Source organism: Modicisalibacter radicis, from assembly GCF_900961225.1.
In the GTDB taxonomy this organism is placed as follows: domain Bacteria; phylum Pseudomonadota; class Gammaproteobacteria; order Pseudomonadales; family Halomonadaceae; genus Modicisalibacter.
In genome coordinates this window covers 1-26,266 of record NZ_CAAHFN010000077.1, presented here as the reverse complement: position 1 = coordinate 26,266, position 26,266 = coordinate 1, and the positions used below count along the sequence as shown (strand labels likewise).

Sequence of the window (26,266 nt, the reverse complement as noted above, 5' to 3'; positions counted from 1 at the left end):
CAGCCCAATAGACCCAGCCCGCCGACCAGATAGCCCAGCCGCCAGAGTTCGTTGGTCCAGTAGTACATCGCCGGCGCTCAGGCCCTGGCCGAGAAGCGATAGCCGGTGCCGCGCACGGTCTGGATCAGGTGCTGATGGGGTTCGCCGAGCGCCTTGCGCAGGCGACGGATATGCACGTCGACGGTGCGCTCCTCGACGTAGACGTTGCCGCCCCACACCTGGTCGAGCAGCTGGCCGCGGGTATAGGCGCGCTCCTGGTGGGTCATGAAGAACTGCAGCAGGCGATACTCCGTGGGGCCGATCTCCAGCGAATGGCCATGTGCGGAGACCCGGTGGCTGGCCGGGTCGAGCAGCAGTCCCTCGACCTCGACCGCCTCCTCGATGCCGCGCGGGGTGGTACGGCGCAGCACCGCCTTGAGCCGGGCGACCAGTTCGCGCGGCGAGAACGGCTTGGTGATGTAGTCGTCGGCGCCTGCCTCGAGGCCGAGGATCTTGTTGTCCTCCTCGCTCTTGGCGGTAAGCAGGATGATCGGCAGTTCGGCGGTGGTTTCCTCGCGCTTGAGGCGCCGCGCCAGCTCGATGCCGCTGGTGCCGGGCATCATCCAGTCGAGCAGCAGCAGGTCGGGCTGGTCGTCGACGATCATGGCGTGGGCGCTCTGGGCGTTGTCGGCCTCGAGCACGCGATAATCGGCCATCTCCAGCGCCACGGCGATCATCTCGCGGATCGCGGACTCGTCATCGACGATCAATACGGTCTTGGATGTCATGTTGCCTGGTCTCCACCAATGACAGGTCGATGACGATTACAACGCTTCGACATGACAAGCTTGTGACAAGCGTCGCGTCGCTGCAATCGCGGCGTGGGTTCGCGGGTCAACCGGCACTCGGCCACAGCGCCAGCGCCAGTCCGGCCCACAGCACCAGTCCGGCCCAGTGGTTGTTGAGAAATGCCCGGAAGCAGCGCTCCCGCGAGCGATCGCGGATCAGCCAGTGCTGGTAGACGAAGATCAGCGCCATGGCCGCGAGACCCGCCCAGAAGAAGCCGCCCAGCGCCTGGCGGGCGCCGACCACCGCCAGCAGCGTCAGCGTGGCGAGCTGCAAGAGGCCGATCATCAGCCGGTCGTGATCGCCGAACAGCACCGCGGTGGACTTGATGCCGATCCGCAGGTCGTCGTCGCGGTCGACCATCGCGTACTGGGTGTCGTAGGCCACCGTCCACGCCACGTTGGCGAAGAACAGCAGCCAGGCGTCGGTCGGCACCGTGCCCTGCACAGCGCCGAAGGCCATGGGAATCGCCCACGAGAAGGCCGCGCCGAGGAACGCCTGGGGCCAGTGGGTGTAACGCTTCATGAACGGGTAGATGAACGCCAGCGCCACGCCACCCAGCGACAGCATCACGGTGAAGGGATTGGTCAGGCAGACCAGGCCGAAGGCGAGCGCCACCAGCACGCCGAACAGCGTCTTGGCCTCGCCCTCGCCGATTCGTCCGGTGGCCAGCGGCCGGCTCTGGGTGCGCTTGACGTGACCGTCGAAATGGCGGTCGGCATAGTCGTTGATCACGCAACCCGCGGCGCGCATCACATACACCCCGGCGATGAAGATCAACAGCGTGTCGCGTCCGGGCAGGCCCTCGGCGGCGATCCACAACGCCCACAGCGTGGGCCACATCAAAAGCCAGGTGCCGATCGGCCGGTCGAGGCGGGTCAGGTGCAGGAAGTCGGGCAGGCGCGCCGGGCTGAAGCGCGCAAGGCCGGTGGGTGGCGAGGTGGATTGCATGTAAGCCTCCGGAGACGATCGCCGCTCAGTCTAAGGGCAGTTCCAGTTCATCCGCCATGCGCGTCAGGAAGAATTCCTGCACCAGCACCGCGAAATGCCCGTGGCGCAGCAGCGAGCGGCGCCCCCAGGGGGCCGCTTCACCGTGCAGGGACGGCGGCCGGCGGATGATCTCGATAGGGCCGCGGACGAGCCCCGGTTGGCGAAACAGCCAGCTGCCCAGCGAACGCTCGCCGAGCTGGTTAAGGCGTTGGCCGCGCAGGCTGGCGAGTTTCGCCACCGAGCGGGCGACGACCCAGGGCCGGCCGCCGACGCACAGCGCCACCTCGCGACACCATACCCGCTGGCCGGGCGCAACGCCCAGTGCCCGCGCTTCGTCGGCGCGGGCGCAGCCGACGTGCTGCGTCAAGAGGCGCACCCGGAAGTCGCCGTTGCCGGCCTCGACCAGTCGCCGGGTCAGCGAATCGCGGCTTGCCAGCCACTGCCACCAGGCCGGGGTCATCGCCATGCGCCAGGCCGCCGCGGGACGCCAACGGGGCCAGCGTGGCGACGCGGCATGGTGGGGCAGGGCCTCATGCACGGTGCTCTCTCCTGTGGTTTCGGGCCGGGTCCCGGGTCAGATTGGGCGCGCTAGTGTACCATGGGCGCTCCATTCAATGGCTTCGTGGACGCTAGACGGACTGCGCATGAATGCACCCCTGACCATCCTCGGCAGCGGCATGGCCGGCCTGGGCCTGGCCCGCCAGCTGCGTGCCCGCCAGCCCGACCGGCCGATCACCCTGATCACCGCCGACAGCGGCGACGAGTATGCCAAGCCGCTGCTTTCCACGGGCTTCGCCAAGGGCCTGCCGCCGGAGGCGCTGGCAACGCGCTCGGCGCTGGATGCGGCCGACGAACTGCAGCTGGTGATGCGCACCCATACCCGCGTGGAGGCGCTCGACCCGGCCGCCCGCGAAGTGCATGTCGGTCGCGAGCGACTGGCCTACGACGAGCTGGTGATCGCTACCGGCGCCGCGCCGCGGCCCCCCTTCGAGATCGAGCCGGCGCTGTGCGAGCGGGTCTTCACGATCAACGACCTCGACGACTATCGCGCCTTCCATGCCGCGCTGACACGGCTCGGCCGGCCGGCACGGGTGGCGATCGTCGGCATGGGCCTGGTGGGCTGCGAGTACGCCAACGATCTGGCCGCCGCCGGCCATGGCGTGGCGCTGGTGGCGCCGGAAAGCGCGCCGCTGGCGCGCTTGCTGCCCGAGCCGCTGGGCCGGGCGCTGGCCGGCGAGCTCGCCGCTGCCGGCATCGAACTGCATCCCGGGCGCAGCGTGGCCGCGCTCGAGCGCGACGGTGGCGACCTGCGCCTGGCGCTCGACGACGGTCACGGCCTGGATGCCGACCTGGTGCTGGTCGCCACCGGCCTGGCGCCGCGCCGCGAGCTGGCGCGCGCGGCCGGGCTCGAGACCAGCGCGGCGGGCATCCACACCGATCGCCAGCTGCGTACTTCGGTGCCGGGCATCTACGCGTTGGGCGACGTGGCCTGCGTCGACGGAATCAACGCCATGTACGTGCAGCCGTTGCAGGCCGGCGTCAAGGCGCTGGCGGCGACACTCGCCGGCGTCCCCAGCGCGGTGCGCTACGGTCCCTGGCCGGTGACCGTCAAGACGCCCTGCTGCCCGGTGGTTGCGCTGCCCCCGCGCGGGGCGCCCGTGCGCTGGCGGATCGAGGGCGAAGGCATCGACTTGACCGCCCTCGCCGAGGACGAAAACGGGCGTTTGATGGGCTTTGCGTTGACAGGCGCCTGCGTGCGGCGGAAAGTCGAACTGGCGCGAGCCGCACCGGCATTGCTAATCTAGTGGCGTCATATCGCCCGCCGGCCCGCCGGGCCGCGGATGCATCGCACACACCCACGACATGAAGAACAACAAACGGCAGGCATGACCGCCGTCTCAACAGCCAAATCAGGAGGGCTTTATGCGCAAGCCAGAACTCGCTGCGGCGATCGCCGAGCGTGCCGATCTTTCCAAGGACAAGGCCAGCCAGGTACTCAATGTCATCCTCGACGAGATCACCGGTACCGTGGCCAAGGGGCAGGACGTTTCATTGATCGGCTTCGGCTCCTTCACCGTGCGCGAGCGGGCGGCCCGTACCGGCAAGAACCCGCAAACCGGCGAGTCGCTGACCATCCCGGCCAGCAAGACCGTCGCCTTCAAGGCCGGCAAGGCCCTTAAGGACGCCGTCTCCAAGTAGATGGCGCTGTTCCGGAGGACCCCGGTGCCCCGGGTTCCTCCGGCAAGCCGGCTGCCCAGGCAGACGGCTTTTTCCTCTCCACCGCCAACCTCTGGATGCTTCATGAAGCTGCGATTGCTGCTGTGGCTACTCGGCTGGATGCTCAAGCGCGCGCGGCGGCGCAAGACACGCTTTCGCGAACTGCTGCACGACAAGGGCCGGCTCGACTGGGGCATCGCCACGGAGGACCTGGCCGTCGCCCGCCACTATCGGATGAGTGCCGACGGCATCGACAGCGCGCCCGGGCTACCGGTGGATCTCGATCTTGAACTGCGCTTTCGCGATGCCGACAGCGCCCTGGCCATTCTCAGGAAACCCACCCAGCGGGCCTTTCTCGACGGGATGATCGACGGCCGGGTCAGGCTGGTCGGCGACTCCCGCGATCTGCAACGCCTGCAGAAGCTGCTCGGCTATCTGCGCTGATCGAGGGTTGTCCGCACGACCCTCGCCATCCAGGACACGATTCGCCGCCATGCTGACCCGCCTGCTCGACCAGCCGCTCAGACGCCTGTGGACCCTGGATACCTTCGCCTACAGCCTGCGGGTGTTCATCGCGCTGGTCGTCGCGATGCTGGTCTGCTGGCACTTCGACGAGGTGGCCAAGCTGATCCCGCTGTTCCTGGGCATCATCGCCAGCGCCCTGGCCGAGACCGACGACAGCTGGCAGGGCCGCCTCAAGGCGCTGGGTGCGATTCTCGCCTGCTTCAGCATCGCCGCGCTGTCGGTGGAAGTGCTGTTCGATTATCCCTGGGTGTTCGCCGTGGGCCTGGCGCTGTCGACGTTCGGCATGACCATGCTCGGCGCGGTGGGCCAGCGCTACGGCACCATCACCTACGCCACGCTGATCCTGGCGATCTACACCATGATCGCCATCGAGCGTCACGGCAGCGTGGCGCTCGGCGAGCTGTGGCGCGAACCGCTGCTGCTGGTGATCGGTGCGGCCTGGTACGGCGTGATCTCGGTGATCTGGTGCGCGCTGTTCTCGCGTCAGCCGCTCAAGTTGAGCATGGCGCTGGTGTTTCGCGAACTGGGCGAATACCTGCGGCTCAAGGCGCTGTTGTTCGAGCCGCTGCGCGGCCTCGACGTCGAGGCCCGCCGGTTGGCCCTGGCCGAGCAGAACGGCCGGGTGGTCAACGCCCTGAACCAGGCCAAGGAGATGATCTTCCGACGCCTGGAGGGCCAGCGCAGCGCGCACAAGCTCAACCGCTACCTGCGGCTGTACTTCATCGCCCAGGACGTCCACGAGCGCGCCAGCTCGTCGCACTACCCCTATGGCGAACTGGCCGAGGCTTTCTTCCATCACGACGTGCTGTTCCGCTGTCAGCGGCTGCTCGATCAGCAGGGCCGGGCCTGCCGCTCGCTGGCCCGGGCACTGCTGATACGTCGGCCGTTCGACCACAGCCAGAGCGAGCAGGCGCTACGCGACCTGAGCGCCTCGCTCGAGTACCTGCACGCCCAGCGGCGCCCCGAGTGGCGCGGCCTGTTGCGCTCGCTGGATGCGCTGGCCGACAACCTGACCACCCTCGAGCAGCAACTGGGCGGCGCGCAGAACCCCGACGCCCGCGACGAGCATCCCGACAGCAGCCTGTACGACCGTTCGCCGCGCGGGCTGCGCGATGTCCGCGATCGCATCCAGTCGCACCTCACCCCGGCCTCGCCGATCTTCCGCCACGCCCTGCGGCTGTCGGCGACGCTGGTGGTCGGCTACGGCGTGCTGCACCTCGTGCACCCCACCCAGGGTTACTGGATCCTGCTCACCAGCCTGTTCGTGTGCCGGCCCAACTTCGGCGCCACGCGGCGTTTTCTGTGGCAGCGCATCGTCGGCACGGTGATCGGGCTGGTCGCCGGCTGGGCGCTGATCTCGCTGTTTCCCGGCCAGCTGGTCCAGCTGTCGATCGCGGTGGTCGCCGGCGTGGTGTTCTTCGCCAACCGCGCACGGCACTACATCGTGGCGACGGCCGCGATCACGCTGCTGGTGCTGTGCTGCTTCAATCAGGTGGGCGACGGCTTCGGGCTGATCTGGCCGCGGCTGTTCGACACCCTGGTCGGGGCGCTGATCGCCGGCCTGGCGGTCATGCTGATCCTGCCCGACTGGCAGGGCCGGCGGCTGCACCGCCAGGGCGCCGAGGCGCTGAACGCCAGCGTGCGCTACATGCGCGAGATCGTCAGCCAGTACATCGGCGGCAAGCAGGACGATCTCGACTACCGGCTGGCGCGGCGCAACGCCCACAACGCCGATGCCGCGCTGTCCACGCTGCTCGCCAATGTGCGCCTGGAGCCCGGGCATTTTCGCAAGGATGCCGAGGTCGGCTTCCGCTTCCTCGGCCATTCGCACACCCTGCTCAGCTATCTTTCGGCCCTCGGCGCGCATCGCGGCGAGACCCGCGCGCTGGCCGACGACGCCACGCTGCGCCAGCAGGCCGAGGCGATCGGCGACGATCTCGAGGCGATCGCCGGGCGGCTGCGCGAACGCGGCACCATGCCGGCGCTGGAATTGGCCGAGGCGCGTGGCCTGGCACTGCAGGCCCAGGCCATGGAGGAAACCAGCGAGGAGCGCCGGCTGCTGCAGACCCAGCTGGCGCTGATCAGCCGCCAGCTGGTTGCGCTGCGCGACGCGGCGGCGCGGCTGGTGGCCCAGGAGGGTTGAGGCGAGCGTCGTTCCCGGCCGCTCACACCTGGCCGTAGCGCCCGGCTTCGTCACCCAGCCAGCGGCGGATCAGCGGCCCGCTGGCATCCGGCGCCTCCTCGAGCAGCGCCCGGGCCAGCGGGCTGACGCGCTCCAGCAGGTCGCGGTCGCGTTCCAGGTCGGCGATCTTCATCTGCGCCAGGCCGGTCTGACGGGTGCCCAGCACCTCGCCGGGGCCGCGCAGTTCGAGATCCTTCTCGGCGATGCGAAAGCCGTCCGAGGTCTCGCGCATCACCCCCAGCCGCTCCCGGGAATGGGCCGACAGCGGCGGCCGGTAGAGCAGCACGCAGAAGCTCTCGGTATCGCCGCGCCCGACCCGCCCGCGCAGCTGGTGGAGCTGCGACAGCCCCAGGCGCTCGGGATTCTCGATGATCATCAGGCTGGCGTTGGGCACGTCGACGCCGACCTCGATCACCGTGGTGGCGACCAGCAGGTCGAGCTCGCCGACCTTGAAGGCCGCCATCACCTCGGCCTTCTCGGCGGCCTTCATGCGCCCGTGGACCAGGCCGACGGCGAGTTCCGGCAACGCCTCGGTCAGGGCGTCGCGGGTCGCCTCGGCGGCCTGGCACTGCAGCGCCTCGGATTCTTCGATCAGGGTACACACCCAATAGGCCTGGCGGCCGGCGTCGCAGGCCCGGCGAATGCGCTCGACGACTTCGGGGCGGCGCTCGTCGGGGACCGCCACGGTCTGCACCGGGGTGCGACCGGGCGGCAGTTCGTCGATCACCGACAGGTCGAGATCGGCGTAGGCGCTCATCGCCAGGGTGCGCGGAATCGGCGTGGCGGTCATGATCAGCTGATGCGGGGTGAGCCCGCCGGCCTCGCCCTTCTGGCGCAGCGCCAGGCGCTGATGGACGCCGAAGCGGTGCTGCTCGTCGACGATCGCCAGGCCCAGGCGGTGGAAGTGCACGTCGTCCTGGAACAGCGCATGGGTGCCCACCACCACCTGCGCCCGGCCGTCGGCGATCGCCGCCTTGGTGTCGAGACGCGCCTTGCCCTTGAGCTTGCCGGCCAGCCAGGCGACATCGATGCCCAGCGGCGTGAACCAGTCGTGGAAGTTGCGAAAGTGCTGTTCGGCGAGGATCTCGGTGGGTGCCATGACCGCCGCCTGGCAGCCACCGGCGATGGCGGCCAGCGCAGCCATCGCCGCGACCACCGTCTTGCCCGAGCCGACATCACCCTGGACCAGGCGCAGCATGGGCTGGGCGGTTTCCAGGTCGCGGGCGATCTCGTCGAGTACCCGGCGCTGGGCGCCGGTCAGCGAAAACGGCAACTGGGTGACGAAGCGCGTCTGCAGGCTGCGCCCGCTGGGCAGCGGCGGCGCACCGTCGGCCTGGATGCGCAGGCGCACCTGGCGCAGGCTGAGCTGGTGGGCAAGCAGCTCTTCCAGGGCCAGCCGGCGCTGGGTGGGGTGGGTGCCGTCGGCGAGCCGCTCCAGGTCGGCGTCCGGCGGCGGCTCGTGCAGGTAGTGCAGGCAGGACTGCAGCTCGGGCAGCCGGAAACGCTCGCGCAGCGGCTCGGGAATGCCGTCGGGCAGCGCCTGCGGCGTGGCGTCGAGGCGCCGCATCGCCTGGCCGATCAGCCCGCGCAGGCGCGGCTGGGTCAGGCCCTCGGTGGTCGGGTAGATCGGCGTCAGATGGTCCTCGACCGGGGTCTCGCCGGCCTTCAGCAGGCGATACTCGGGGTGGTAGATCTCGAGCCCGGTGGCGCCGGCACGGGCCTCGCCGAAGCAGCGCACGTGCACGCCGGGGGCGAACTGCTGCTGCTGGGCCGGCGAGAAGTGGAAGAACCGCAGGCTGATGATCCCCGAGCCATCCTTGAGCCGCACCAGCAGGCTGCGCCGGCGCCCCTTGACCACGTCGGCGGCGGCCACCTCACCTTCGACCACGCCCTCCATGCCGGCCCGCAGGATGCCGATCGGGGTGATCCGCGTGCGGTCCTGATAGCGCAGCGGCAGATGGAACAGCAGGTCGCTGACCGTATCGATGCGCAGCCGTGCCAGCTTGGCGGAGAGCGCTTCGCCGACCCCATCGAGCGCACTGACCGGTTGGTCGAGTTCGTTCATGCAGGCACGGGGTCGACATGGCGTTGCTGGCAGACGTCGATCGCCGCGATCAGCGCATCGATCGCCTTGGGCCGCGGAAAGCTGGCCCGCCAGGCGATCGCCACGGTACGGCTGGGCGCCGTGGGTGCGAAGGGCCGGCTCTCGAGCAGCCCGGATTCGTAGTGGTTGGTGCCGATCGCCGAGCGCGGCAGCACGGTGACGCCGAGCTTGGAGGCGACCATGTGGCGGATCGTCTCCAGCGAGCCGCCCTCGGCGGTCAGTGTGTTGCTGGGGCTGTTGAGATGAGTGCCGATCGCCGGGCAGGCCTCGAGGATCTGGTCGCGGAAGCAGTGGCCCTCGCCGAGCAGCAGCAGCCGCTCGTCGAGCAGGTCCTCCTTGTCGATGGTCGCCTTGCCCGTCCACGGATGGTCGCTGGGCATCAGCACCTCGAAGGGCTCCTCGTAGAGCGCTCGCGTGACCACGTCGGCCTCGGTGAACGGCAGCGCGACGATGATCGCGTCGAGCTCGCCGCTTCTGAGCTTGCGACGCAGCTCGGCGGTGAAGTTCTCCTCGATGTACAGCGGCATCTGCGGCGCGCTGCGCGACAGCTCGGGAATCAGGTAGGGGAACAGATAGGGGCCGATGGTATAGATCGCGCCGATGCGCAGCGGGCTGGTCAGCTGGTCCTTGCCCTCGTTGGCCAGTTCGCGGATCACGCTGGCCTGTTCGAGCACGCGCTGGGCCTGGCCGATTACCTTCTCGCCCAGCGGCGTGACCTGGACGGTGGATTTGGAGCGCTCGAACAGTGCCACCCCCAGTTCCTCCTCGAGTTTCTTCACGGCGACCGACAGCGTGGGCTGCGAGACGAAGCAGCGCTCGGCGGCGCGTCCGAAGTGGCGCTCCTGCGCCAAGGTTACGATGTAGCGAAGTTCTGTTAGAGTCATGAGCGGGCCCGAGAGGGCTTATCCTATTGCATCGATGAATGACTTCGTTTTACCAAGGAGCCAGGTAAAGGTGAAGAATACGAGTCTTATTCTGGGCTGCGGCGACATCGGAACGACGCTGGGCCTGAGGCTGGCGGAAGCCGGCCATCGCGTGGTCGGCGTGCGCCGCCATCCGCGATCCCTCGACGATACCCCGATCGAGCCGTTGGCGCTTGACCTGAACGATCGCGAATCGCTGTCGGCACTCCCCGATGCCGACATTATCGTTTATGTGGCCAGTGCCGACCATTTCGACGAAGCCGCCTATCGCGCGGCCTATCCCGAGGGCCTCAAGGCGGTGCTCGAGGAGTTCGGCCGGCGTGACAAGGCGCCCAAGCGGGTGTTCTTCGTGTCCTCGACCGGGGTCTATGCCCAGCAGGACGGCGAACAGGTCGACGAGCAATCGGCGACCGAGCCGCGCGGGTTCTCCGGGCAACTGATGCTGGCCGCCGAACAGGCGCTGCAGGCGCACTCGCTGCCGGGCACCGTGGTACGCTTCTCGGGCATCTACGGGCCCGGCCGCGACCGGCTGATCCAGCAGGTGCGCGAGGGCCGCATGGGCGCCTCGGTCCCGCCGATGTACACCAACCGCATCCATCGCGACGATTGCGCCGGGGTGCTCGCCCACCTGATCGAGATGACGCTGGCCGAGCGCGAGATCGACACGCTGTACCTGGCCAGCGACTGCGAGCCGGTACCGCTGCACGAGGTCACCGCCTGGCTGGCGCAGCGGCTCAAGGTCGAGTCGAGCGCGACCATGCAGTCGCCGCTCAAGCGCCGCTCGAGCAAGCGCTGCAACAACACCCGGCTATGCGAGACGGGTTACCGGTTCCATTACCCGACCTTCCGCGATGGCTACGCCGAGTTGCTGGCCGCCAGAACCGCGACCCGCTCCGAAAAAGCCTGAGCCTAGGCGCGTTCCGCCAAGCCCTGTCACTCCGGGGCCGCTGAGCGCGCCGGCTCGCAGCGAAGGCGGCGAGCCGGTTTGTAATAGCGGCCAGGGCCTCCGTGCAAAGCCGCACGGAGCATGGTGCGTGGTGGCGCCATTCAGCGAACTTGGCGAACGTTAGTCGCCGATCACCATGATCGCTTCGGCCTCGACCTGGCTGCCCTTGGGCAGCGCCTTGACGCCGACCGCCGCGCGCGCCGGGTAGGGCGGCTCGAAGAACTCCTCCATGACCGCGTTGACCCGCGCGAAGTCGTCCAGGTCGACCAGGTAGAGGTTGAGCTTGACGATGTCCTGCAGCGAGCCGGCGGCCTCCTCGCAGACCGCGGCGAGGTTCTTGAACACCTGGCGGGCCTGGGCCTGGATGTCGCCCTCGACGAGCTCCATGCGCTGCGGGTCGAGCGGAATCTGGCCCGACAGATAGATGGTGTTGCCGGCCTTGATGGCCTGCGAGTAGGGGCCGATGGCGGCGGGCGCCTTGTCGGTCTGAATGACGGCCTTGTTGCTCATGGCGAGACTCCTTCAGTTATCGTTGTGCCTGGCCGGGGCCAGGCAGCGCTTGCAGGAACACAGCAAAAACAAAACGCCCGTCCCGCCGTCCGACGACGGCGGGACGGGCGGGACACTTCAATTGGGGATGCGGTTGATGCGGTCGACGTGCGGCAGGTTGCGGATCCGCTTGATAATACGCGCCAGATGCACGCGGTCGCGCACCGAGAGCGTGAGGTTGATGATCGACAGTCGCGCATCGCGCTCCTCGATGCCCACCCGCTCGATGTTGGCGTCGGCGTCGGTGACCAGACCGGCCAGTTCGGCGACCAGTCCGCGCCGCGTCTCCATGGCGATGCGCAGGGCCACCGGGAAATCGCCGCTGACTTCCTGCGCCCATTCCAGCGCGAACAGCTTGTCGGGGTCGTTGCGCAACTCGCGCACGTTGCGACAGACGTTGCGGTGCACGACGATGCCCTTGCCCACCGACAGGTGACCGATGATCGAATCGCCGGGCAGCGGGTGACAGCAGCGCGCGAAGCTCAGCACCATGCCTTCGGTGCCGCTGACCACCATCGGCCCGGTCGTGCTGCCCGGGTGAGCGGGGGCCTCGGCATCCGCATCGGTGACGGGCTGTTCGACCAGTTGCCGGGCAATGGCGTAGGCCATGCGCGTGCCCAGGCCGATCGATTCCAGCAGATCGTCGGAAGCCTTGAGCTCGAGTGCCTCGAGCAGCGCCGGCAGCCGCGCGTCGGGCAATTCCTCGAGGCTGGTGTCGAAGTCGGCCAGCGCCTTGTTGAGCAGCCGCCGGCCGAGATGGATCGACTCGGTGCGCTGCTGGTGCTTGAGCGCGTGGCGGATCGCCGAGCGGGCCTTGGCGGTGATCACGAACGACAGCCAGGCGAGGTTGGGCCGTGCGCCGGGGGCGGTGATGATTTCCAGCGTCTGGCCGCTTTCCAGGCGGCTCGACAGCGGCGCCAGGTGGCGGTCGATGCGGCAGGCGATGCAGCTGTTGCCGATGTCGGTGTGCACGGTGTAGGCGAAGTCCACCGCCGTGGCGCCCTGGGGCAGCTCCATGATGTCGCCCTTGGGGGTGAACACGTAGATGTCGTCGGGAAACAGGTCGTTCTTGACGTGTTCGATGAACTCCAGCGAGTTGCCGGCGTGGCGCTGCATCTCGAGCAGCCCGCGCACCCACTCGCGGGCCCGGGCATGACTGCCGGCGGCGATCGGCCGATCGGTCTGGCCGGCCTTGTAGAGCCAGTGCGCGGCGATGCCGTTGTTGGCCATGGCTTCCATCTCGCGGGTGCGGATCTGCACCTCGATGGGCATGCCGTTGGCGCCGAACAGCGTGGTGTGCAGGCTCTGGTAGCCGTTGGCCTTGGGAATCGCGATGTAATCCTTGAAGCGCCCCGGCACCGGCTTGTAGAGGTTGTGCACCGCGCCGAGGATGCGGTAGCAGGTGTCGACGTCGTCGGTGATGATGCGAAAGCCGAACACGTCCATGATCTCGGCGAACGGCTTGCGCTGGTCGCGCATCTTGCGATAGATCGACAGCAGATGCTTCTGGCGGCCGATCACCGTGCCCGGCAGGTCGTCGTCGTCGAGGCAGTTCTGCAGGCTGGTCTGGACCTGGCGGATCATCGTCCGGCGGTTGCCGCGGGCCATCGACACGGCGCGCTTGATGCGCTCGGCGCGCATCGGATAGATCGCCTGGAACGACAGGTCCTCGAGCTCGATGCGGATGGTGTTGATGCCCAGCCGGCCGGCGATACGGGCATAGATCTCGAGCGTCTCGCGGGCGATGCGACGCTTCTTGTCGGGACGCAGCGCGCCCAGGGTGCGCATGTTGTGCAGCCGGTCGGCGAGCTTGACGATGATCACCCGGATGTCCTGGGACATCGCCAGGACCATCTTCTGGAAGTTCTCCGCCTGGGCGACCGCCTTGTCCTCGAAGGTGATCTGGGTCAGCTTCGAGACGCCGTCGACCAGCTCGGCGACCGGCTCGCCGAACTGTCCGGCCAGCGCCTCCTTGGTGACGCCGGTGTCCTCGATCACGTCGTGCAGCATGGCGGCCATCAGGCTCTGGTGGTCCATGTGCATGTTGGCGAGGATGTTGGAGACGGCGAGCGGGTGGGTGACGTAGGGCTCGCCGGAGCGACGGCGCTGACCGTCGTGGGCCTGTTCGGCGTAGTAAAAGGCGCGCTTGACCTGCTGGATCTCGTCCTGCGGGAGATATCCGCCGAGGCGGTCGGCCAAGTCATCGATGGTAAACATGCAGCGCGCCTATACGTTGAAGCCTCTGACGTTAAAGCCCCTGACGTTGAAATCCGGTGCCTGGCGCGTTGCAGCGAGTCGCTCGCCGCGTTGCGACAGGCAGAAAGCCGGGCCTCAGGCCTCCGGGTCGTAGCTGGGTTCGGGGCGCGACGGGCGCACTGGCGCTTCTACCGGTTCGTTGAGCACGTTCTCGTCGATCTGGCCGGCGGCGATCTCGCGCAGCGCCATCACGGTGGGCTTGTCGTTTTCCCACGGCAGACGGGCATCGCGGGTGCCGCGAGCCAGCTGGCGCGCGCGCTGGGTGGAGATCATCACCAGCTTGAAACGGTTTTCGACGTGGTCGAGACAATCTTCTACGGTTACTCGCGCCATGGACGGTATTCCTGACTTGGCTGATAAAGCGTGATTCGGGGGCGCGATCGCGTCGCGCGGTAGGACCATTCAGTCTACTCGACCCCCTCGATGCGTGACAAGAGCGCTTCCAGCAGGGCGCCGTGGTGTTCGCGCACCCGCTCGAGGCGCGAGCGCTCGGCGAGTACCAGGCCGCCCAGCTGGGCCAGCGCATCGTCGAAGTCGTCGTTGATGATCACGTGCTGGTATTCGTCGAAGTGCGACATCTCGCTGACCGCGTCGCGCATGCGCCGGGCGATCACCTCGGGGCCGTCGGTGCCGCGCGAGGCCAGCCGCTGGTAGAGCGCCTCGCGGGAGGGCGGCAGGATGAACAGCGAGACCGCCCCCGGCATCTGCTCGCGAACCTGGCGCGCGCCCTGCCAGTCGATCTCGAGGATCACGTCCTCGCCGGCGGCGAGGCGCGCCTGGACCGCCGGGCGAGAGGTGCCGTAGTAGTTGTCGAAGACCCGCGCATGCTCGAAGAAGTCGCCGCGCTCGACCATGCGCTCGAAGGTCGCGACGTCCACGAAGTGGTAGTTGATGCCGTCGACTTCGCCGGGGCGCATGGCCCGGGTGGTGTGCGACACCGAGACCTGGATGCCGTCGAGGCGTTCGATCAGTGCGCGCACCAGGCTGGTCTTGCCGGCACCCGACGGCGCCGAGATGATGTAAAGCGTGCCATGGGACATAACGGGTCCGATTGAGCCGGTTCAAGGGAGCCGCGAATTATCGCACATTGTCGCGCTGGCTCTACACTAACCCGACCGATTCGCAACCGTAAGGACGCTCATGGCCTTCGCCACCGCTTCTCCCGTCGCCGGCCGGGCGCCGGTCCTGGTCTTTCTGGGTGCCGCCTTCGCCTTTCTCGCGACCATGCTGGGAACCACGCTGCCCACGCCGCTGTATCCGCTCTATCAGGCTCAGTTCGGCTTTTCGCAATTGACCATCACGGTGATCTTCGCCGCCTACGCGGTGGGGGTGATGGGCGCGCTGATCGTGACCGGGCGCTGGTCCGACCAGGTCGGCCGGCGTCCGCTGCTGTTCGCCGGGCTCATCGCCGCGGCGGCCAGCGACGCGCTGTTCCTGGCCAGCGACTCGCTGGCAATGCTGCTCGTGGCGCGGGTCGTCTCGGGGATCTCGGCGGGGATCTTCACCGGCACGGCGACGGTGGCGGTGATCGAGCTGGCGCCGCCGGCCTGGCGGCGCGCGGCGACCTTCGTCGCCACCGCCGCCAACATGGGCGGGCTGGGAATGGGCCCGGTGATCGCCGGGCTGCTCGGCCAGTACGCGGCATGGCCGTTGCAGCTGGCCTACGCCGTTCACCTGGGCCTGCTGGTGCTGGCGGTGGCCGCCGTGGCTTGCGCGCCGGAAACGGTGTCGCGGCCGGCACGGCCGCGCCTGCGGCTGCAGCGCCTGAGCGTGCCGGCCGAGGTGCGCGGGGCGTTCCTGCCGGCGGCGCTCGCCGGGTTTGCCGGCTTCGCGCTGCTGGGCTTCTTCACCGCCACCGCGCCGGCGTTCATGCAACAGGTGCTGGGTCAGTCCAATCTGGCGCTGATCGGGCTGGTCGCCGGTATGGTGTTCTTCGCCTCGACACTGGGCCAGCTGGTACAGGGCCGGTTCCCTTCGGCCTGGCGGTTGCCGCTGGGCTGCGCCATCGTCATTGGCGGCGCAACGATGATCGGCGTCGGCATCGCCCTGGCGACGCTGTGGCTGTTTCTCGGCGGGGCGCTGATCGCCGGGCTCGGCCAGGGCATCGGCTTTCGCGCCGGGCTGGGCGCCATCGCCGCGGCGAGCCCGGCCGACCAGCGCGGCTCGGTGACCTCGACCTTCTTCGTGGTCGCCTACGTGGCGCTGTCTATCCCGGTGGTGGGCATCGGCCTGGTGTCGCGCTCGATCGGCCTGGCGGCCACCGGGGTGGGATTCGCCGGCTTTGTGGCGCTGCTTTCCGGCGTGGCGCTGGTGCTGCTGCGGCGTACCGGCGGCGGGAGAGGCGAACGTTAGGCGGCGTTGCTGTGGGGAAACGGTCGCGCCGGCTGTGGCATGCCGAACACCGCGGTCAACCCGCCATGAGGCAGCCGGCCGCCCCGGCCTGGTGGGCAGTCATTCCGCGTTAGACGTGCTTCATCGTCATTGGCGGCGGGGCTATTCGCATCGGGTAGTCGAGCGCGCTGATTTCAGGACACCCACCCGGGAATCTTCGCGGGCCGAGTTTGGCCTGACGTTCGGGCATGGCCCTCAATGTCGAGTCGATCCTCGCGGGTGCGGGGTAGCCGGCATCCAGACAGGCTGGCCGTTCAAGAAGGCGGGTCGATCCCCGCGGGTGCGGGGCAGCCTCTGAAAAGCGCCGCCTCCGTCTCCCCTCTAACGGCTAACGCGGGGGCGGGTTCAGGCGGGTATCGAGCGAGAACCGCTCTTGCAAGACCACGCGATACTTGCCCTGCGCGGCATGCGGATTCATCACCAGGTTCGCGCTATGGCGTGACACGGTCGAGGGCACGACGAAGACGGGGTACGCATCGAGCAGAGTGTCGCCATAGCGCTGTTGGCCCGCGCTGGGCGTGCCCGGCACCAGCCAGTTGGGATTCGGCAGTGCGTTGGCGTCCACCCAGTGAACGCAGCTTGGGTCTAGAATCTCGATGCACAGGAGCGTGTGCGGGTCGGTATCCAGGGCCGCGAAGCCCTTGTGAACCGCGACTTCGAGTATCGCGGTGGCCGCATCCAGCGAGCCATAGACGGCGGGGCGGCCGGGGGAGTTCCAGCGCCCGCCTGCGCGCTCTGCGCCGATTCCTTTCTCCCAGGTGGCGACATGGCGGTCGCGCTCGAGGCGCCAGAACCGGATCTCGTGACTCGCTGAAGCCATTGTCAGGTGTACACCCCGTAGTCCAGACGCGTCAGCAGATCATCGACCAGATCATGACCGACCGGGGTGGTGATCAAGTCCAGCGGTTTACTTCCTTCCAGGGCCATGGCGGGTGTATCCAGCCAGCGCTGGGCCGCTTCGGTGCTGCCGAAGACGTCTTCCGCGCGCGTGAGCGTTTCGGCGAAGCGCCAGGCGCGGCCGCTCTCCTCCGGGCTGAGGGTGTCGGGCTTGTCCCGCCGTCGATACAGGGTCCGCTCGGATACGCCGAGGATTTTCACCGCGATCTTTTTATCCTGAAGGAGATCGACTTCCTCGAGGAACTTGATCACCCCTGCCGACGCGAAGCCTTTCTCGATGAGTCGATGGATTTCGTAGGGAGAAGTCACCGCGACCTGGCGTTTGCCCGTCAGGCGGCGGATCGCTCGCTCACTAATGGTGGGCTCCATGGAAGGCTCGAACTCGGTGATAGCCATGCTGGACTCCTCGTGTTTCTCGCCAGATGGCAAAATTATAGCGCCACATGGCAAGGTTGTCATGTCGAGCGGTATTTGTCGGCAGTGGCGTGGAAGATTCAGCCTGGCCGGGAGATTCACAGATGCCTTGTCTCGCGGCGCAGGCGAGTCTGGCGAGCGCCACCGCCGCGCCCACGGCGCCGGGCTCTGATATGCTACGGGGCCCCTTCGTTCACCCCTGCCAGGAGTTTCCGATGACCGCCGCCCCCGCCACACTGCGCATCCGCCGCCCCGACGACTGGCACCTTCACCTGCGCGACGGCGAGCTGATGGCCGCGGTGCTGCCCTATACCAGCGCCGTGTACGGCCGGGCGATCGTGATGCCCAACCTGGCGCCGCCGGTGACCACGGTGGCCGCGGCGGCGGCCTATCGCCAGCGCATCCTCGACGCGCTGCCCGCCGGCCATGACTTCACGCCGTTGATGACCTGCTACCTGAGCGAGGGCGTCACCGCCGACGAGCTCGAGCGCGGCTATCGCGAGGGCATGTTCACCGCCGCCAAGCTCTACCCGGCCAACGCCACCACCAACTCCGCCCACGGCATCCGCGACGTCACGGCGATCTATCCGCTGTTCGAGACGATGCAGCGGATCGGCATGCCGCTGCTGATCCACGGCGAGGTGACCCGTGCCGAGGTGGATATCTTCGATCGCGAGAAGGTCTTCATCGACACGGTGATGGCGCCGCTGCGCCGCGCCTTCCCCGAACTCAAGGTGGTCTTCGAGCACATCACCACCGGCGAGGCCGCGCAGTACGTGCGCGAGGGCAACGAGTTCCTGGCGGCGACGATCACCCCGCAGCACCTGGCCCACAATCGCAACGACATGCTGGTCGGCGGTATTCGCCCGCACCTGTACTGCCTGCCGATCCTCAAGCGCGGCAGCCACCAGCAGGCACTGCGCGCGGCGATCGCCAGCGGCGATCCGCGTTTCTTCCTGGGTACCGACTCGGCACCGCACCTGGCCCATACCAAGGAGACCGCCTGCGGCTGTGCCGGTGTGTTCAACGCGCCGACCGCGCTCGAAGTCTATGCCTCGGTGTTCGAGGAGGAGGGCGCGCTCGACCACTTCGAGGCGTTCTGTTCCGAGAACGGCCCGCGCTTCTACGGCCTGCCGCTCAACGAGGGCCGCGTCGAACTGACCCGCCGGGAGCAGACGGTGGTCGAGTCGATCGCCTGCGGCGACGAACGCTTGGTGCCGTTTCGCGCCGGCGAGCCGCTGGCCTGGCGGGTGACGGCCGGCGATTGAGTACTCGTCTTGGCATCGTTCTTATACTTAAGTCGTAATTCTGCAAGAATAACCGTGTTCCAATGAACCGCTGATCGTTCTCAGACGCGTGGTCGCGACGGCCATGCGTCTTGCTCACGTGCATCAGCCGCCGGTCATCTTTCCGACAGGGAGTTTTCAATGAGCGATGCCTCTTCGTCACCGCCGCCCGCGGTCGCCCATCCGCGCCTGGCGGAGCTCGCCCTGGCGCTGGGAGGCTTCGGCATAGGCACCGGCGAATTCGTGATCATGGGGTTGATGAACCGGGTGGCGAACGACCTGCAGGTCGCCGTGCCCGATGTCGGTTACGCCATCAGCAGCTATGCCCTGGGTGTGGTCGTGGGCGCGCCGATCATCTCCGCCCTGGCGGCCCGGGTCCCCAAACGGGCCCTGCTGATCGGCCTGATGCTGGTATTCGCCCTGGGCAACATCGCCAGCGCCTTCGCGCCGAGCTTCTGGTCGTTCGTGGGGCTGCGCTTCATTGCGGGTCTGCCGCACGGTGCCTACCTGGGTGTGGCGGCGCTGGTCGCGGCGGCGGCGGTGCCCATCGATCAGCGGGCCCGCGCGGTCAGCCGCGTCATCCTGGGGCTGACCGTGGCCATCCTGGCCGGTGCGCCGCTGGCCACCTGGGCCGGCAACCTGCTGGGTTGGGAGGTCGCCTTCGTCGGTGTGGGCGGCATCGCCCTGCTGACGGCCTTGCTGATCGTGCTGCGGGTTCCGGCCCAGCCTGCCGACACCCAGGCCAGCCCCAAGCGCGAGCTGAGCGCAATGATCAAGCAGCGCGTGCTGTTCACGCTGGGCGTGGCCTGTGTCGGCTTCGGCGGGATGTTCGCGGTGTTCAGCTACGTGATTCCCACGCTCACCGCCCAGGCCGGCATGCGCGAGGCCCTGGGGCCGCTGGTGCTGGTGGTTTTCGGCATCGGTACCATCATCGGCAACCTGGTCGGTGCGCGGGCCGCCGACAGGAACCTGATGCGCGCCATTCCGGCGGTGCTGATCTGGTGCATCCTGGTCCAGGGCGGTTTCTATTTCGCGGCCGACTCGGTATGGCTGGGCATCCTGTTCGTCGGCCTGGTGGGCACCGGCATGGCGCTGGGCCCGGCGTTGCAGACGCGCTTGATGGACGTCGCCGAGGACGCCCAGACCATGGCCGCCTCGCTCAATCACGCCGCCTTCAATATCGCCAATGCGCTGGGCGCCTGGCTGGCCGGGGTGACCATCAAGCTCGGCTTCGTGTGGTCGACCACCGGCCTGGTGGGGGCGACGCTGGCCCTCGGTGGGTTGGGGATCTTTTACGCAGGCGTCTGGGCGGAACGTCGCATCGCGTCGTCTACCGCCGGCTGAAACAAGGCTAGCCCTTGGTGCCGGGTATCGGCTTGCTTTCGGCGCCTTGCGCCGGCTGCTTGCGGTTGTCGTAGACGTAGCGGAGATGGCCGAAGACTTCCTGCGCCCAGTTGAAGCGATAGCGCCCCGCCAGCACGCCGACCTCCCGACACAGGGCCGGATGATGATCGATGGCCTGTTCGAGCCTGTCGGCCAGGGCCGCTTCGCCCTCATTCAGGTCGAACAGCAGCCGCGGGTTGCCCTTGACCATTTCCGGGCTGCCGCCGGTATCGGACAGCAGCACCGGAATGCCGTGGGCGATGGCATCGAGCGCGGCGTTGGAGAAGTCGTCGAACAGCGACGGCAGCACGAACAGGTCGATGCCGTGATAGAAGGCCTCGATATCCTCGCCCCAGCTCCGGAACTGGATGTTGGGGTATTGCTCGTCGTCGAGATATTCCTCGACCCAGGGGTAGGCTTGCCAGTTGCCCTGAATGACCAGTCGGCACTGCTGATGCCGATCCATCTCGAGAAAGGCGCGAATCAGGAACTCGACGTTCTTGCGTTTCGAGAGCTGTCCGCAATAGCCGATCGTGAACGGCCCGGGGGTGCGGGCATTGCGGCATTGCGGGGCCACCTGCGAGTCGTTGGGGATCTTGTGGACCATCGGCTGGTACTTGTCGTGCAACTCGGCCTCGCGGCGCATGGAGGGCGAATTGTTGTAGACGATGGTATCGGCACGGGCCTTGACCAGGTGGTCCATCGCGCGGATGAACAGTCCGTAGAAGAAGGGCTCGTTGTAGCGGGCCTGATAGTGCGTTTCGCCACGAATGAACAGCGTCTTCAATACGCGTGCCGGCGGTGTCGCGATGAAGCTCAGGCCGTTGTGGGTATCGAAGGAGACGATTGCCGGATTGGCCAGTTCCTTGGCCAGGCGCCGGGTCGTCAGGGCGAAGGTCAGTGCCGTCTTGATCTTCGCCAGGCCCCACAGGCTGGACTGGCCGGTGGCGACGGGCACCTTCACCACCCCGGGCCGGGAGCCGACGTCGAAGTGCGCGGGCACGATCAGGTAAATCGTATGGCCCTGACTGGCAATGAAGTGGGCCAGCGCCCTGAGGCGCAACCAGCAGCCCTTTTCCATCGAGCCATTGTAGGCGGCGATCACGTTGTCCATAACGACTCCGCTTCGCTAGCTCACCTCATGCCTTCCTGGCAAAAGCGCGGCTTGGCAGACCCACCGCAACGAGCTAACGCGTGTTCATTGATTGCGACTGAATTTAACAGTGTAGCCACACTCGGCGTCATTTTCACAACGCGGTCTTACCAATCGCCGGGGCGGGTCAGATCAGAAAGGCGTACTTCTCGCGCAGCCGTTCCCAGCTCTCCCGCGAGTTGGCGGCGAGCAGCCGACCCTGATGGAGGGTCGGTGTGTAGGGCGTGCCGTCGAGCAGCGCCGCATGACCGCCGGCTTCCCGGTGAACCAGCAGGCCGGCGGCGTGATCCCAGGGCATCAGCTTGCCGGCGAGCATGAAGTCGACGTAGCCGAAGGCCATGGTGCGGTATTCATGGCAGGCACAGCCGAACGCCATCATCCGCTGCAGGTCGGGAAAGGTGGCGGCAAGCTGGTACTGCTGGGGCTTGGGGAAGAGCCTGATCGAGGTGGAACCGACCATCCCGGCGATCTCGGTGGTGTCGGAAACGCTCAGCCGGCGCTGGGTGCCGTCGGGCCGGCCGAAGTACGCGCCCTCGCCGCGACGGGCGACGACCCAGTCGTCGGCCAGCGGGTCGTAGAGCAACCCGAAGATCGTCTCGCCGAAACTCGTCGCCGCCAGGATCACCCCGAACTGGTTGAGCCCGCGGGCGAAGTTCCAGGTGCCGTCGACCGGGTCGACGATCAGCGCCAGCTCGGCCCCGGCGATGTCCGCGAGCTGGGCGTCGCCCTCCGCGACGGCCTCCTCGCCGATGATCGTCGCCCCGGGCAGCAGCTCGGCGATGGCGCGGCCGATCAAGCGTTCCGCGCCCTGGTCGGCGTCGGTGACCAGATCGTCCGGGGCGCTCTTGGCGCGGATGCTCGCGTCGCTCAGGTTGCGAAAGCGCGGTAGGATCTCCGTCTTGGCGGCGTGGCGGACGATGTCGATGAGTTGCTGCTGTTCGCTCGGCGTGATCACTCTGGCGGTCGGCATGGGAACTCCTGGGTTATCGGCGACTGCTATCAGGGTACTCGATTCCCTAGCCGATCTCTCCGAGGCAAGCCGACTTTCCTTCCGCGCATGGCCGACGGGGCTGGGCTCGACGCCGTTTCGTGGCCCGAACGCACGCCGCCTGGGCATTCGGCGTCCGTGGTGGCGGTGCTGGCCGGCCTCCGCGGGACCGCCAGGCGTGGCAGCTTCGGTCAATTGTCCGGCACGCGCCGCCAAGCATTTGTCTCATCGGCTGCGTTAACTGGATCGAGGCCGACGATGCCCGGGATTTCGTGCTGGTATGGACCGATCGACGAGGGCCTGTTGGGCGAGTCGGCGCCTCGATCGCCGGGGCCTTAGCGCAGGCACTCGCCAAGACTGGATGATAACCAGCCCTTTCACGCGGAAGGTTGCCGCCATGGAAAACAAAAATTATCGCTGTAACGATGCGAGCCAGTTGTCATCGTTTTTCCACAGCAGTACGCAAGACATCGAGCAACATGTCAGTGCTTTCAAGGACTGGAAGCTGCATTTCCTGCAAATGACCGAAGGGCCTTTCGAAGGCGAGATCGTCTACTTCGAGCTGGAAGGGCTCAAGGTCATCAAGGATAGAATCAGCCAGTCGGTGCTCAAGAAAGGCGCGCTGGAGAACGCCACGATCAGCTTCAGTATTCCGCTCTCCAGACCGGCGTCGCCTCTTATCTGCCAGGGCAAGACCTATCATTACCCCGGGGTGTTGGCCGTGAGGGGCGGGGAGTTGCCGGAGATCAGGGTGCCGGCCGGCCTGGACCTGCTCTGTCTGAGTATGGATGCTCATTACCTGATGGGGCTGCTGGACGGCCCGAATGCCGACATCGACCGCTCGCTGGCAGAGCCCTGCTACATACCGGCCTCGGCTGGCTATCGCAAGTTGGCCGAGTCCTTCGAGCTCGCATGCCACTCACGGATAGCTTACGACTATCCGGCGGTGCGGCATGAATTGCGCGATGCCTTGTTGGGCCAGATGCTGGATTTGCTGGAGCGGGGCGAGGTCGAAAAGATAACCGCCTCGGCGCGCAAGCGAGTCGTGGACCGGGCGCGTGACGTCATCGCCGCGAACGAGGGCGATTCACTGACCATTCTTTCCTTGTGCCACGCAATCGGGGTGAGCCGCCGCAAGTTGCAGTATTGCTTTCAGGACTGCCTCGGTGTCAGTCCGGTTACCTATATCAGGCTGTTTCGGCTCAATGAGGTGCATAAATCACTGCTGAACGGTGGTGGGGCGACCCATGTCCAGGACGAGGCGGCCCGCCGGGGCTTCTATCACCTGGGGCGTTTTTCCGTGGAGTACAGAAGGCTGTTCGGCGAGAAACCCTCGCAGACGTTGCAGCGGTCCCAGCGTAATCGTGCCGATTCCGGATAACGCTTCTTTATCGTAGGGCCATAAGCTCGTGCACAACAATCACAACGACAAGGTGCACGATGAACAAGAATCTCGCTGTATGTCTGACGCTGGCCGGCATCGCCTGCACGGCACCGGCCCTGGCCACCGAAGGCGGCGCGCCCACCACCGCGATGGGGACTTACGACTTCGGTTCCGGCTTCCTGCCACCCTCCACGCCACACGGCACCTTCGGGCTGCGCACGGCCTGGTATTCCGCTGATGAGCAGAAGGGCGCCGATGGCTCGTCCACAGGCAACGACTTCTCCCTCGACGTGCTCTCGATCGGCCTGGCCTACGTCCACATGACGGACAAGACGTTCCTGGGCGCGCGCTACGGCTTCGGCGGCGTGGCGCCGTTCTTCGACATGGATGCCTCGCTGGGTGTCAACGTCGGCGGGCGGACGGTGTTCGAGGACGAGGCGGACCCGTTTGCCCAGGCCGATCTGCAGCTCCTGCCGCTGATGCTCGAGTGGCGACCCAGGCCCGGGATGGGGGTGACCGCGCAATTCCAGGTCCAGGCACCCACCGGCGACTACGACGAGGATCGGCTGGTCAATCCGGGGCTCAACCACTGGGCCTTCTCGCCGATCGTCGGCCTCAGTTACATCACGCCCGGTGGCTTCGAGGTCTCGACGCTGTCGCAATTCGACATCAATACCCGTAACCACGACACGGATTACCGCAACGGGGTCGAGTACCGCAACGAGTTCGCCCTCGGCCAGCATTTCGGTGCCTGGACGGCCGGCCTGGCGGGCTATTACTACGACCAGTTGACCGACGACGACAGCCCCACGCTGGCCGACGGTGACGGCAATCGGGCCAAGGTCTGGGCCGCGGGGCCGGCGCTGAGCTACGTCGCGCCCGGCAAGCCGGCCTTCTGGGTCCACGCCTACAAGGAGTTCGCCGCCGAGAATCGCAGCGAAGGCTACAATCTCGCGCTTCGCGTCGCCTACAGCTTCTAGGGGCTAGACCATGACAACGACAAGCGTAGACAGGCAGGCCGGGGCGCGCGAAGGCGCCGTGCTGCTGCTGGGCAGCAGCCTGACCATCGTCGGCTCGGTGATGGTGACCTCGGTGCTGCCCAAGATGATGGCGGAGTTCGCCCCGACCAACCCGCATGCCGAGCTGTGGGTGCCGCTGGCCATCACCGGGCCGGCACTGGCGATTGCGCTGTTCGCGCCGCTGGCCGGCTGGCTGGCCGATCGCTTCGGCCGCAAGCAGATGCTGATCGTGGCGACCCTGCTGTATAGCGTGCTGGGCGCCCTGCCGTCGCAACTCGATGCCCTGATGGGAATCGTCGGCGTGCGGCTGCTGTTCGGCGTCGCCGAGGCGATGATCATGACCGGCTGTTCGACGCTGATCGCCGACTACTGGCGTGGCGAGCAGCGCATGCGTTACGTCAATCGCCAGGTGGTGACCATTGGCCTGGTCGGTGCCGCCTTCTTCGTGATCGGCGGCATGCTCGGCGAGTCGTCCTGGCGGGCCCCCTTCTATCTCTACCTGCTACCGCTGGCGCTGGTGCCGTTCATGGCTCGCGTGCTGTGGGAGCCGTCCGTCGAGCGCCAGGAGGCGCACGACCATGAGCAGGGCGAGGACAGGGTGGCCGTGGGCACGCTGATCGCCGGGTATCTGCTCATCGGCCTGGGCATGGTGATGAGCTTCGTCGTTCCCATCCAGGCCCCGGTGATCCTGGTCGGATTGGGCGTGACCTCGAGCACCCTGATCGGCCTGGCGACGGGCCTGGGGCTGCTGGCCACCCTCCTGGGCGCCCTGTTGTGGCCCTGGGCGCGTCGCACCTTCGGTTCCCACGGCTGCAACGTGCTGCTACTGATACTGCTGGCCATCGGCCTGGTGGGGTTGGTCGAGGCGCAGCGCTATTCCACCGTCATGCTCGCCATCACCGTGCATGGCATCGGCGCCGGCCTGCTGGTACCCAACGCCATGGCGCCGGTGATGAACGCCCTCACGCCGAAGACCCGCGGGCGGGGGATGGGCTTCTTCACCGGCTTCCTCTACATCGGCCAGTTCGTCAGTCCGCTGGTGGTGGGCTTGGCGGCCGGCATCGCCGGCGACTTGAGCGGGGCCATCCTGATACTCGCCGCCGTCAGCGTGATCTATGCCGTGGGCTGGGGAAGCGCGGCATTCCGCGAGCGCCGCCTGCTGGGCGTCGCCCGGCAAGACAGTTCCAGTCCCTGATCCGGAGAACCGCAAATGAAGCATGACGTTGATCGTCTGCTGGACACCCATGACGGCCTGGCCCTCGGCCAGTGCGTGACGAGTGGCGAGGTGTCGAGCACGGCACTGGTAGAGGCGGTCGTCGAACGCCTCGAAAGGGTTGATCCCAGCCTCAACGCGGTCGTCGACCGTTTCTACGATGAGGCGCGAGCGGCCAGCCGCCGGCCCGTCGACGAAAGCCAGCCGTTTGCCGGCGTCCCGACCCTGGTCAAGGACCTCTTCTCGCCGGTTGCCGGCGCGCTGATGACCCAGGGATCGCGAGCCACCGGCGAGGTTCGGGCGGATTGCGACGCCGAGGCGGTGGCGCGGCTGCGTCGGGCCGGTTGCCTCCTGCTGGGCACCAGTACCTCGCCGGAGTTCGGGACCTCCTACACCACGGAATCGACCCGCCACGGCGCGACGCGCAACCCCTGGGATCTCGAACGCAGCGCGGGCGGCTCCAGCGGCGGTGCGGCGGCGCTGGTGGCGGCGCGGGTCGTGCCCTTCGCCCACGGCAACGACGGCGGCGGTTCGCTGCGTGTCCCCGCCTCCTGCTGTGGCGTGTTCGGCTTCAAGCCGAGCCGCGGGCTGATGCCATCGGGGCCGATGGCGGGCGAGGGG

General features: G+C 67.5%; 25 protein-coding genes. 12 read left to right on the top strand and 13 right to left on the bottom strand.

Going from position 1 to position 26,266, the window contains the following annotated elements; genetic code table 11:
• Positions 1-77: 77 nt before the first annotated feature.
• The 3 genes from phoB to HR9077_RS15305 form a co-directional block, all read right to left on the bottom strand.
• Positions 78-767: a phosphate regulon transcriptional regulator PhoB gene (gene phoB, locus HR9077_RS15315; RefSeq protein ID WP_136067872.1), complete on the bottom strand. Its 690-nt coding sequence runs from the start codon at positions 765-767 to the stop codon at positions 78-80.
• Between the two features lie 106 nt (positions 768-873).
• Positions 874-1,776 carry a 4-hydroxybenzoate octaprenyltransferase gene (ubiA, locus tag HR9077_RS15310; protein ID WP_136067871.1) on the bottom strand — a complete coding sequence of 301 codons (903 nt, stop codon included), beginning with the start codon at positions 1,774-1,776 and terminating at the stop codon, positions 874-876.
• A gap of 25 nt (positions 1,777-1,801) precedes the next feature.
• Positions 1,802-2,353 (bottom strand): chorismate--pyruvate lyase family protein, encoded by a 552-nt coding sequence (locus tag HR9077_RS15305; RefSeq protein ID WP_458692924.1) that lies wholly within the window; start codon positions 2,351-2,353, stop codon positions 1,802-1,804.
• A gap of 106 nt (positions 2,354-2,459) precedes the next feature.
• Between HR9077_RS15305 and HR9077_RS15300 the strand changes: the two genes are divergently transcribed.
• The 4 genes from HR9077_RS15300 (at position 2,460) to yccS (ending at position 6,700) form a co-directional block, all read left to right on the top strand.
• Positions 2,460-3,620: an FAD-dependent oxidoreductase gene (locus tag HR9077_RS15300; protein WP_136067870.1), complete on the top strand. Its 1,161-nt coding sequence runs from the start codon at positions 2,460-2,462 to the stop codon at positions 3,618-3,620.
• Between the two features lie 118 nt (positions 3,621-3,738).
• Positions 3,739-4,014 (top strand): HU family DNA-binding protein, encoded by a 276-nt coding sequence (locus HR9077_RS15295; RefSeq protein WP_031385014.1) that lies wholly within the window; start codon positions 3,739-3,741, stop codon positions 4,012-4,014.
• Between the two features lie 102 nt (positions 4,015-4,116).
• Positions 4,117-4,476, top strand: coding sequence for a hypothetical protein (locus HR9077_RS15290; RefSeq protein ID WP_136067869.1), 360 nt, complete (start codon positions 4,117-4,119; stop codon positions 4,474-4,476).
• A gap of 49 nt (positions 4,477-4,525) precedes the next feature.
• Positions 4,526-6,700, top strand: a complete 2,175-nt coding sequence (gene yccS, locus HR9077_RS15285; RefSeq protein WP_136067868.1) for a YccS family putative transporter — start codon at positions 4,526-4,528, stop codon at positions 6,698-6,700.
• A gap of 22 nt (positions 6,701-6,722) precedes the next feature.
• Here yccS and recG read toward each other — a convergent pair whose 3' ends face one another.
• On the bottom strand, positions 6,723-8,804 hold the full coding sequence (gene recG, locus HR9077_RS15280; protein WP_136067867.1) for an ATP-dependent DNA helicase RecG: 2,082 nt from the start codon (positions 8,802-8,804) through the stop codon (positions 6,723-6,725).
• Positions 8,801-9,727: a hydrogen peroxide-inducible genes activator gene (locus tag HR9077_RS15275; RefSeq protein WP_136067866.1), complete on the bottom strand. Its 927-nt coding sequence runs from the start codon at positions 9,725-9,727 to the stop codon at positions 8,801-8,803. The genes recG and HR9077_RS15275 overlap by 4 nt, the downstream gene beginning before the upstream one ends.
• A gap of 70 nt (positions 9,728-9,797) precedes the next feature.
• Between HR9077_RS15275 and HR9077_RS15270 the strand changes: the two genes are divergently transcribed.
• Positions 9,798-10,673: an SDR family oxidoreductase gene (locus tag HR9077_RS15270; RefSeq protein ID WP_136067865.1), complete on the top strand. Its 876-nt coding sequence runs from the start codon at positions 9,798-9,800 to the stop codon at positions 10,671-10,673.
• A gap of 159 nt (positions 10,674-10,832) precedes the next feature.
• On the opposite strand, the gene HR9077_RS15265 is transcribed toward HR9077_RS15270, so the two are convergent.
• From HR9077_RS15265 to gmk, 4 genes are all read right to left on the bottom strand, one after another.
• A complete protein-coding gene (locus tag HR9077_RS15265; protein ID WP_136067864.1) occupies positions 10,833-11,222 on the bottom strand; it encodes a RidA family protein in 390 nt (129 codons plus the stop codon).
• A gap of 117 nt (positions 11,223-11,339) precedes the next feature.
• Positions 11,340-13,478, bottom strand: a complete 2,139-nt coding sequence (gene spoT / locus HR9077_RS15260; RefSeq protein ID WP_136067863.1) for a bifunctional GTP diphosphokinase/guanosine-3',5'-bis pyrophosphate 3'-pyrophosphohydrolase — start codon at positions 13,476-13,478, stop codon at positions 11,340-11,342.
• 114 nt (positions 13,479-13,592) lie between these two features.
• Positions 13,593-13,850 carry a DNA-directed RNA polymerase subunit omega gene (gene rpoZ, locus HR9077_RS15255; protein WP_136067862.1) on the bottom strand — a complete coding sequence of 86 codons (258 nt, stop codon included), beginning with the start codon at positions 13,848-13,850 and terminating at the stop codon, positions 13,593-13,595.
• Between the two features lie 74 nt (positions 13,851-13,924).
• Complete coding sequence (gmk, locus tag HR9077_RS15250; protein ID WP_136067861.1) at positions 13,925-14,557, bottom strand: guanylate kinase; 633 nt, start codon at positions 14,555-14,557, stop codon at positions 13,925-13,927.
• Positions 14,558-14,657: 100 nt separating this feature from the next.
• On the opposite strand from gmk, the gene HR9077_RS15245 reads away from it, so the two are divergent.
• Positions 14,658-15,869 carry an MFS transporter gene (locus tag HR9077_RS15245; protein ID WP_136067860.1) on the top strand — a complete coding sequence of 404 codons (1,212 nt, stop codon included), beginning with the start codon at positions 14,658-14,660 and terminating at the stop codon, positions 15,867-15,869.
• Positions 15,870-16,236: 367 nt separating this feature from the next.
• On the opposite strand, the gene HR9077_RS15240 is transcribed toward HR9077_RS15245, so the two are convergent.
• Positions 16,237-16,728 carry an RES family NAD+ phosphorylase gene (locus HR9077_RS15240; RefSeq protein ID WP_136067859.1) on the bottom strand — a complete coding sequence of 164 codons (492 nt, stop codon included), beginning with the start codon at positions 16,726-16,728 and terminating at the stop codon, positions 16,237-16,239.
• A gap of 2 nt (positions 16,729-16,730) precedes the next feature.
• Positions 16,731-17,201, bottom strand: a complete 471-nt coding sequence (gene parS / locus HR9077_RS15235) for a type II RES/Xre toxin-antitoxin system antitoxin (RefSeq protein ID WP_136067858.1) — start codon at positions 17,199-17,201, stop codon at positions 16,731-16,733.
• Between the two features lie 233 nt (positions 17,202-17,434).
• On the opposite strand from parS, the gene pyrC reads away from it, so the two are divergent.
• Entirely contained in the window at positions 17,435-18,487 is a 1,053-nt protein-coding gene (gene pyrC, locus HR9077_RS15230) for a dihydroorotase (protein WP_136067857.1), read from the top strand.
• 159 nt (positions 18,488-18,646) lie between these two features.
• Positions 18,647-19,849: an MFS transporter gene (locus HR9077_RS15225; RefSeq protein ID WP_136067856.1), complete on the top strand. Its 1,203-nt coding sequence runs from the start codon at positions 18,647-18,649 to the stop codon at positions 19,847-19,849.
• A 7-nt stretch (positions 19,850-19,856) separates the two neighbouring features.
• Here the strand turns inward: HR9077_RS15225 and HR9077_RS15220 are convergent, their stop codons facing one another.
• Both HR9077_RS15220 and HR9077_RS15215 read right to left on the bottom strand, forming a co-directional pair.
• Positions 19,857-21,002 (bottom strand): glycosyltransferase family 4 protein, encoded by a 1,146-nt coding sequence (locus tag HR9077_RS15220; protein ID WP_136067855.1) that lies wholly within the window; start codon positions 21,000-21,002, stop codon positions 19,857-19,859.
• 166 nt (positions 21,003-21,168) lie between these two features.
• The gene (locus tag HR9077_RS15215; protein WP_136067854.1) at positions 21,169-22,011 is read right to left on the bottom strand and encodes an inositol monophosphatase family protein; all 843 of its coding nucleotides are present in this window, start codon (positions 22,009-22,011) and stop codon (positions 21,169-21,171) included.
• A 415-nt stretch (positions 22,012-22,426) separates the two neighbouring features.
• On the opposite strand from HR9077_RS15215, the gene HR9077_RS15210 reads away from it, so the two are divergent.
• From HR9077_RS15210 to HR9077_RS15195, 4 genes are all read left to right on the top strand, one after another.
• On the top strand, positions 22,427-23,410 hold the full coding sequence (locus tag HR9077_RS15210) for a helix-turn-helix domain-containing protein (protein WP_168380967.1): 984 nt from the start codon (positions 22,427-22,429) through the stop codon (positions 23,408-23,410).
• 59 nt (positions 23,411-23,469) lie between these two features.
• Positions 23,470-24,393 carry a SphA family protein gene (locus HR9077_RS15205; protein ID WP_136067852.1) on the top strand — a complete coding sequence of 308 codons (924 nt, stop codon included), beginning with the start codon at positions 23,470-23,472 and terminating at the stop codon, positions 24,391-24,393.
• Positions 24,394-24,403: 10 nt separating this feature from the next.
• Positions 24,404-25,627, top strand: a complete 1,224-nt coding sequence (locus tag HR9077_RS15200; RefSeq protein ID WP_136067851.1) for an MFS transporter — start codon at positions 24,404-24,406, stop codon at positions 25,625-25,627.
• 15 nt (positions 25,628-25,642) lie between these two features.
• Positions 25,643-26,266 (top strand): amidase family protein (locus HR9077_RS15195; RefSeq protein WP_244613277.1); only part of this gene is annotated, 624 nt, incomplete at its 3' end.

Bases quoted from the DNA above. Each gene is read 5' to 3' on its own strand.
- HR9077_RS15240 (WP_136067859.1), bottom strand. From the start codon at position 16,728: ATGGCTTCAGCGAGTCACGAGATCCGGTTCTGGCGCCTCGAGCGCGAC.
- HR9077_RS15245 (WP_136067860.1), top strand. From the start codon at position 14,658: ATGGCCTTCGCCACCGCTTCTCCCGTCGCCGGCCGGGCGCCGGTCCTG.
- rpoZ (WP_136067862.1), bottom strand. From the start codon at position 13,850: ATGGCGCGAGTAACCGTAGAAGATTGTCTCGACCACGTCGAAAACCGT.
- HR9077_RS15275 (WP_136067866.1), bottom strand. From the start codon at position 9,727: ATGACTCTAACAGAACTTCGCTACATCGTAACCTTGGCGCAGGAGCGC.
- spoT (WP_136067863.1), bottom strand. From the start codon at position 13,478: ATGTTTACCATCGATGACTTGGCCGACCGCCTCGGCGGATATCTCCCG.
- HR9077_RS15225 (WP_136067856.1), top strand. From the start codon at position 18,647: ATGAGCGATGCCTCTTCGTCACCGCCGCCCGCGGTCGCCCATCCGCGC.
- HR9077_RS15265 (WP_136067864.1), bottom strand. From the start codon at position 11,222: ATGAGCAACAAGGCCGTCATTCAGACCGACAAGGCGCCCGCCGCCATC.
- ubiA (WP_136067871.1), bottom strand. From the start codon at position 1,776: ATGCAATCCACCTCGCCACCCACCGGCCTTGCGCGCTTCAGCCCGGCG.
- parS (WP_136067858.1), bottom strand. From the start codon at position 17,201: ATGGCTATCACCGAGTTCGAGCCTTCCATGGAGCCCACCATTAGTGAG.
- HR9077_RS15200 (WP_136067851.1), top strand. From the start codon at position 24,404: ATGACAACGACAAGCGTAGACAGGCAGGCCGGGGCGCGCGAAGGCGCC.
- yccS (WP_136067868.1), top strand. From the start codon at position 4,526: ATGCTGACCCGCCTGCTCGACCAGCCGCTCAGACGCCTGTGGACCCTG.
- HR9077_RS15205 (WP_136067852.1), top strand. From the start codon at position 23,470: ATGAACAAGAATCTCGCTGTATGTCTGACGCTGGCCGGCATCGCCTGC.
- pyrC (WP_136067857.1), top strand. From the start codon at position 17,435: ATGACCGCCGCCCCCGCCACACTGCGCATCCGCCGCCCCGACGACTGG.
- HR9077_RS15210 (WP_168380967.1), top strand. From the start codon at position 22,427: ATGGAAAACAAAAATTATCGCTGTAACGATGCGAGCCAGTTGTCATCG.
- gmk (WP_136067861.1), bottom strand. From the start codon at position 14,557: ATGTCCCATGGCACGCTTTACATCATCTCGGCGCCGTCGGGTGCCGGC.
- HR9077_RS15290 (WP_136067869.1), top strand. From the start codon at position 4,117: ATGAAGCTGCGATTGCTGCTGTGGCTACTCGGCTGGATGCTCAAGCGC.
- HR9077_RS15295 (WP_031385014.1), top strand. From the start codon at position 3,739: ATGCGCAAGCCAGAACTCGCTGCGGCGATCGCCGAGCGTGCCGATCTT.
- HR9077_RS15300 (WP_136067870.1), top strand. From the start codon at position 2,460: ATGAATGCACCCCTGACCATCCTCGGCAGCGGCATGGCCGGCCTGGGC.
- HR9077_RS15215 (WP_136067854.1), bottom strand. From the start codon at position 22,011: ATGCCGACCGCCAGAGTGATCACGCCGAGCGAACAGCAGCAACTCATC.
- recG (WP_136067867.1), bottom strand. From the start codon at position 8,804: ATGAACGAACTCGACCAACCGGTCAGTGCGCTCGATGGGGTCGGCGAA.
- HR9077_RS15220 (WP_136067855.1), bottom strand. From the start codon at position 21,002: ATGGACAACGTGATCGCCGCCTACAATGGCTCGATGGAAAAGGGCTGC.
- phoB (WP_136067872.1), bottom strand. From the start codon at position 767: ATGACATCCAAGACCGTATTGATCGTCGATGACGAGTCCGCGATCCGC.